A 5255-nucleotide genomic window follows, 5' to 3' on the forward strand; every position below is an offset into this window, starting at 1 on the left:
CGGCTGATGCAGCGCCACGACAAGGTCTTCCTGCCGGGCCATGGCGGGCGTATCGAGACGCCGCAGCGTGTGGTGCGTGCCTACATCACCCACCGCAAATGGCGCGAGCAGAATATCCTCGCCTGTATCGACGACGGCGTCAGCACCATTCCGCGCATCGTGGCCAAGCTCTATGGCGCGCTCGACGCCAATCTGAAAGAGGCGGCGGCTCTCTCCGTGCTCGCCCATCTGGAGCATCTGAGCGCGCGGGGCATGGTCTCGGCGGAAGGCGCCACGGACAAGCTTAGCGGCTTCTACGTACGCGCTTCCGGCGCCGCTGCTTCTTCGTGACCTCTTCCGCGGGCGCGGCGACCGGCTCTTCCTCGACCTCGGGCGCCGCCTGCTCGAGCACGGTCTTCTCGCCCTTCTCCAGCGCCGTATTAACCTCGCCGTAGAAAGCGCGGATGCGCTCGGCGTTGCGCCGAAATCGTGCATGCCGTAGCGCGAGGCCGAGCGGATATCGACCAGGGTGTTGGCGTCGTTGCCCTGCACGCGCACCACCACATCGTCGGTGAAGCCCATGATCATGTTGAGTCGGTCGCCTCGATGCGGCCCACGCCGCTTTCGCCCGGCGTCTCGTTCACCACCACGGTCCAGCCCAGCCGGCCGATGGCCTCGTTGACCAGGGCGTAGACGGACGGCGCGGAGCGCTCGAGGAACATCGGCCCGATATCCGGATAGGATTTCGCCTGCAACGCCGCCTTGTCGGAATCCGGCGGCGTCAGAGGATTGGCGTCGCGGGGGCGCTGCTCGCCGAGGACCGTGAACTGAAGCGGCGCGCCGGGCGAGGTCTGCACATCGGTGAGCGGCGGCAGCAGCACGGCCTTCGACAAGAAATAGACAGGGAGCGCGAGCCCGACGAGGCCGACGGCAATGGCGGCGAAGTCGTTGGCCGCGCCGGTCTGGCCGCCGAACCAGATGCGGATGAGCGAGATGAGGGCGATGATCACCGCGATCGCCATGCCGGCCGCCGAGACGGCCACCAGATTGATGGCCGCGGGCGTGCCGAGGCCTGCGAAGCGATGGAGGATCACCGTCAGGATCAAGAGCTGAAGAAAGAAGACCGCGATGCGGCGGGCCCACTTGGCCTCATACGCCTCCTTGACCTCGTAGCGCGCGGTCGCATAGCGATCGATGGAATCCTGCGCCGTCACCTTGCCCGATCCTTCATACTGAAACCGCCTGCCCTAGTTTACCGCTAAACGGGCCCGATGGCAGGTTTGTGGTCGCCCGCCTAGACATGCTGGCCGCCATTGATGTGGATTTCCGCGCCGTTGATATAACTCGAGGGGTCGGTGCACAGGAAATAGATGACTTTCGCCACCTCCTCCGGCTCCCCTAGCCTGCCCATGGGAATGCCGTCGATCAGGGTTTCGGTGCCCGGCGAAAGGATCGCCGTGTCGATCTCCCCCGGGGAGATGGCGTTGACCCGAATGCCGCGCGGAGCGAAGTCGGCGGCCATCTCGCGGGTCAGCGCCGCGAGCGCCGCTTTCGACGTCGCGTAGGCCGGGCCGGCGAAGGGGTGGACGCGCCCGCCGGCGATCGAACTCACATTCACCACCGCGCCGGACGCCGCCGCGAACTCATCGAGAAGGCCGCGCGCCAGCGTGATGGGCGCGAAGAAGTTGACCTGAAACACCTGCCGCCAATCCTCGAGCGACGTATCGAGGGACGACAGCCGTTTGCCGCCCTCCCCTTTGGGCGAGATGGCGGCGTTGTTGACCAGCGCATTCAGCTTCGAGCCCTGGGGCTTGAGTCGGTCCTTGATCTCGGCGATGGCGCGGTCGGTGCTGCCGGGATCTGCGAGATCGACCTGGATGTGGTTTTCGGGCCCCGCCTCCCAGGGACAATCCTCCGGGAAGGCCTGGCGCGAGCAGGAGATGACCCGCCATCCGGCGGAGGAGAAGCGCTTGACCGTGGCATGGCCGATGCCGCGCGAGGCGCCGGTCAGCAGCAAGGTCTTGCGGTCCTCGTTCGGAATCAGCGTCATGAGATCAGGATCATCGCGGCTACGGGTTGAGACGCATCTTGGTCCAGGGGTCATCGGGCTCTGCCCGGCGGAACACGATCCGATCATGCAGCCGGTAGGCCCCGTTCTGCCAGAACTCGATCTCCACGGGCAGCACGCGGTAGCCATGCCAATGGAGCGGGCGCGGCACGGCGGTGTCAGCAAATTCTTGTGTGTAGCGGGCGACCGCCTCTTCCAGCGCGGCGCGGCTCTCGAGCGGCCGAGACTGCTGCGAGGCCCAGGCGCCGATCCGGCTTTCCCGGTGGCGCGTGGCGAAATAGGCGTCTGCCTCGGCGTCCGTCACCGGCGCGATGGGGCCGCGCACGCGGATCTGCCGGCCCAGACTCTTCCAGTAAAACAGGAGAGCGGCCTTCGGATTGGCGCCGAGTTCCTGCCCCTTGGCGCTCTCGCAATTCGTATAGAAGACGAACCCCCGTTCATCGGCGCCCTTCAAGAGAATCATCCGCACATTGGGCAACCCATGCGGGTCAACTGTCGCCACCGCCATGGCGTCCGGGTCGGCCGGCTCGGTTTTCCCGGCCTCGGCAAACCAAGCCTGGAACAAGGCGAAGGGATCCTCCGCCGCGGTGAAATCCTGAATTTCCGTCATTTTCCGTCCATCGCTGATCCACGCCGCAGGCTTGAGAAAAAAATCCCCCGCCGGCACGGCCATTTACGATTTCCTCACTCTGATAGGCCAGGATCGGTCCCGTTGATAGAGGGCGCGGGGGAATACAGTAGCCGCGTCAGAGTTGGGGACGAATTGTTATGCGTACGTTCCATTGGAACGCCCCTATCATTGGGGCGGGCGCTCTAGTGTTGTCAGTATTGCTGCCCGCCCTTTCTCCTCTCAAGGCCGAGGAAATCGGGGCAAATGACGTCGCGGCGGTGGCTTCGAGCCCTGCGCGGCAAGGCCTGACGGAACTCAAAACCAGTCTCGACCGTTCAGATCGCACGGTCGCGCTCCAGGCGCTGCAAATGGCGCTTTCGGAGCTCGGCGACGGAGTGACGCTCGTGTGGCGGCGGCCGATCAGCCAACTCACGGGCCGCGTCAAGCCGGTGTCGGTGTTTCGGGACGATCAAGGGCGCATCTGCCGAACCGTCGTCTATTCACTGGCATGGGATGGGCGAGAGAAAGAGATCGAAGGCGCCGCCTGCCGCGAGGAAGACGGAAGCTGGGCGATCGCAGGTTAGAGGGAACGTTCATGTCCGATATTCAGTCCATGACCGAGACCGCCTACTCCGGCGGACAGTCTGACGATAAAGCCAAGGCCGACAGCCTGCGCTTCACGCCGCTGCGCTCCCATGTCATCGCCAGGACCGGCGCGACACGCGGCGCGCTGGCGCTGTCGCGAATCATTCCGCTGCGGCGCTTTCAGAACTAGCGCCTCCCGCGCGCATTGGTCCGGCGGCGGAGGGGCGAAAGCCCTTCCGGCCTCGTCCCCCCGGTGTATAAAGCCCCGAATTCGTGCGCGAAGGAGGGCTTATGGCGGACGGCGGAAATCTCATGGCAGGCAAGCGCGGCGTCGTGTTCGGCGTCGCCAATAACCGTTCCATCGCCTGGGGCATCACCAAGTCCGTGACCCAGCAGGGCGCCGAGGTGGCGCTGACCTATCAGGCGGAGGCGCTCAAGAAGCGCGTCGAGCCGCTCGCCGCCGAGGCCGGTTCGAAACTCGTGCTTCCCTGCGACGTGACCGACGGCGCCTCCGTCGATGCGGTGTTCGAGGCGCTCAAGAAGGAGTGGGGGACTATCGACTTTCTGGTCCATGCGGTCGCGTTTTCGGACAAAGACCAGCTCGACGGCCGCTATGTCGACACCACGGAAGACAATTTCACCAAGACGCTGCTGATCTCCTGCTACTCGTTCACGGCGCTCGCCAAGCGCGCCGAGGCGCTGATGCCCAATGGCGGCTCGCTGCTGACCCTCACTTATTACGGCGCCGAGAAGGTCATGCCGCATTACAACGTGATGGGCGTGGCCAAGGCGGCGCTGGAGGCGAGCGTGCACTATCTCGCCGCCGATCTCGGCAAGAACAATATCCGCGTCAACGCCATCTCCGCCGGCCCGATCAAGACGCTCGCCGCCTCCGGCATCGCCGACTTCCGCTACATTCTCAAATGGAACGAGTACAACTCGCCCTTGCGGCGCACCGTGACCATCGAGGATGTGGGCGGCGGCGGGCTCTATCTTCTGTCCGACCTGTCCAAAGGCGTCACCGGCGAGGTCCTGCATATCGATGCGGGCTACCACGTGATCGGCATGAAGAACGAGGACGCGCCCGACATCTCCGTGGTCAAAGAGTAGCCGCGCGAGCTTCAGAAGGCGCCGAGAGCACCTCGTGGATCTGCGCGACCACGGCGGCCCCCTCACCCACCGCGGCGGCTACGCGTTTCGTCGATCCCGCCCGCACGTCGCCGATGGCGAAGACACCGCTTTGGCTCGTCTCCAGCGGCTCGATGGGGCGCGCGGCCTTGGGGCATGATTTCCCGGTGACCACGAACCCCTTTTCATCCACGGCCACGCAGCCGTCGAGCCAGGTCGCGTTCGGGTCGGCGCCGATGAAGAGAAAGACCTGGGCCACGGGACACGTATGTGCCTCGCCGGTCGCCCGGTCCCGAAACACGGCGGCGGAGAGCCCGCCGCTGTCCCTGCCCACGAGACCGACGATTTCGGTGCCGGTGTGCAGGGTGACGTTGGGCAACGCCGCGATGCGGTCGATCAGGTAGCGCGACATCGAGGCTTCGAGGCCCGGGCCGCGCACCACGAGATGCAGGTGCTTGACCTTCGGCGCGAGGAAAACCACGGCCTGGCCGGCAGAATTGCCGCCGCCGACCAGCGCTACCTCTTGCCCTTCGCAGAGCTTCGCCTCGATCGGCGACGCCCAATAGGAGACGCCGTTCCCCTCGAACGACTCCAGGTCCGGGATCGACGGCCGGCGGTAGCGGACGCCGGAGGCGATGACGATGGTCCGCGACCGAACCGCGTTGCCGTCGGTGAGATAGAGCCGCAGCGGCTCAGCGGGGTCGCGCGAAGCGTCCCGGCAGCACAGCCGCGAGACTTCGAGCGGAATGGCGATCTCCGCGCCGAATTTCAGGGCCTGATTGAAAGCGCGTCCTGCAAGGCCCAAGCCGGAAATGCCAGTCGGAAAGCCGAGATAGTTCTCGATCCGCGCCGAGGCTCCCGCTTGGCCCCCGAAGGCGCGCTGAT

At 65.6% G+C, this 5255-nt stretch carries 7 protein-coding genes and 2 pseudogenes; 4 read left to right on the top strand and 5 right to left on the bottom strand.

What is annotated here, in order from left to right; genetic code table 11:
- Window positions 1-330 (top strand): annotated as a pseudogene (locus tag AUC71_RS19545) (MBL fold metallo-hydrolase); the annotation flags it as partial.
- Between the two features lie 138 nt (window positions 331-468).
- Here the strand turns inward: AUC71_RS19545 and AUC71_RS22730 are convergent.
- The 4 genes and pseudogenes from AUC71_RS22730 to pdxH form a co-directional block, all read right to left on the bottom strand.
- Window positions 469-567 (bottom strand): annotated as a pseudogene (locus AUC71_RS22730) (DUF1499 domain-containing protein); the annotation flags it as partial.
- Window positions 564-1193, bottom strand: coding sequence for a hypothetical protein (locus AUC71_RS11005; protein WP_069624302.1), 630 nt, complete (start codon window positions 1191-1193; stop codon window positions 564-566). The pseudogene AUC71_RS22730 and the gene AUC71_RS11005, both read right to left, overlap by 4 nt.
- 80 nt (window positions 1194-1273) lie before the next feature.
- A complete protein-coding gene (locus AUC71_RS11010; RefSeq protein ID WP_069624303.1) occupies window positions 1274-2029 on the bottom strand; it encodes an SDR family NAD(P)-dependent oxidoreductase in 756 nt (251 codons plus the stop codon).
- A gap of 19 nt (window positions 2030-2048) precedes the next feature.
- Window positions 2049-2657: a pyridoxamine 5'-phosphate oxidase gene (pdxH, locus tag AUC71_RS11015; RefSeq protein ID WP_083238301.1), complete on the bottom strand. Its 609-nt coding sequence runs from the start codon at window positions 2655-2657 to the stop codon at window positions 2049-2051.
- 206 nt (window positions 2658-2863) lie between these two features.
- Here pdxH and AUC71_RS11020 point away from each other — a divergent pair, with 206 nt between their 5' ends.
- From AUC71_RS11020 to fabI, 3 genes are all read left to right on the top strand, one after another.
- Window positions 2864-3241, top strand: a complete 378-nt coding sequence (locus tag AUC71_RS11020; protein WP_158007802.1) for an RT0821/Lpp0805 family surface protein — start codon at window positions 2864-2866, stop codon at window positions 3239-3241.
- An 11-nt stretch (window positions 3242-3252) separates the two neighbouring features.
- Window positions 3253-3432 carry a hypothetical protein gene (locus AUC71_RS11025; RefSeq protein WP_069624306.1) on the top strand — a complete coding sequence of 60 codons (180 nt, stop codon included), beginning with the start codon at window positions 3253-3255 and terminating at the stop codon, window positions 3430-3432.
- A 101-nt stretch (window positions 3433-3533) separates the two neighbouring features.
- Window positions 3534-4352, top strand: coding sequence for an enoyl-ACP reductase FabI (gene fabI, locus AUC71_RS11030; RefSeq protein WP_069624307.1), 819 nt, complete (start codon window positions 3534-3536; stop codon window positions 4350-4352).
- Here the strand turns inward: fabI and AUC71_RS11035 are convergent.
- Window positions 4342-5255: NAD(P)/FAD-dependent oxidoreductase (locus tag AUC71_RS11035; RefSeq protein ID WP_158007804.1), on the bottom strand; the 914-nt coding region annotated here is incomplete at its 5' end. The two genes, fabI and AUC71_RS11035, sit on opposite strands and share 11 nt — an antisense overlap.

The sequence above is a fragment of the Methyloceanibacter marginalis genome, from assembly GCF_001723295.1.
Classification (GTDB): domain Bacteria; phylum Pseudomonadota; class Alphaproteobacteria; order Rhizobiales; family Methyloligellaceae; genus Methyloceanibacter; species Methyloceanibacter marginalis.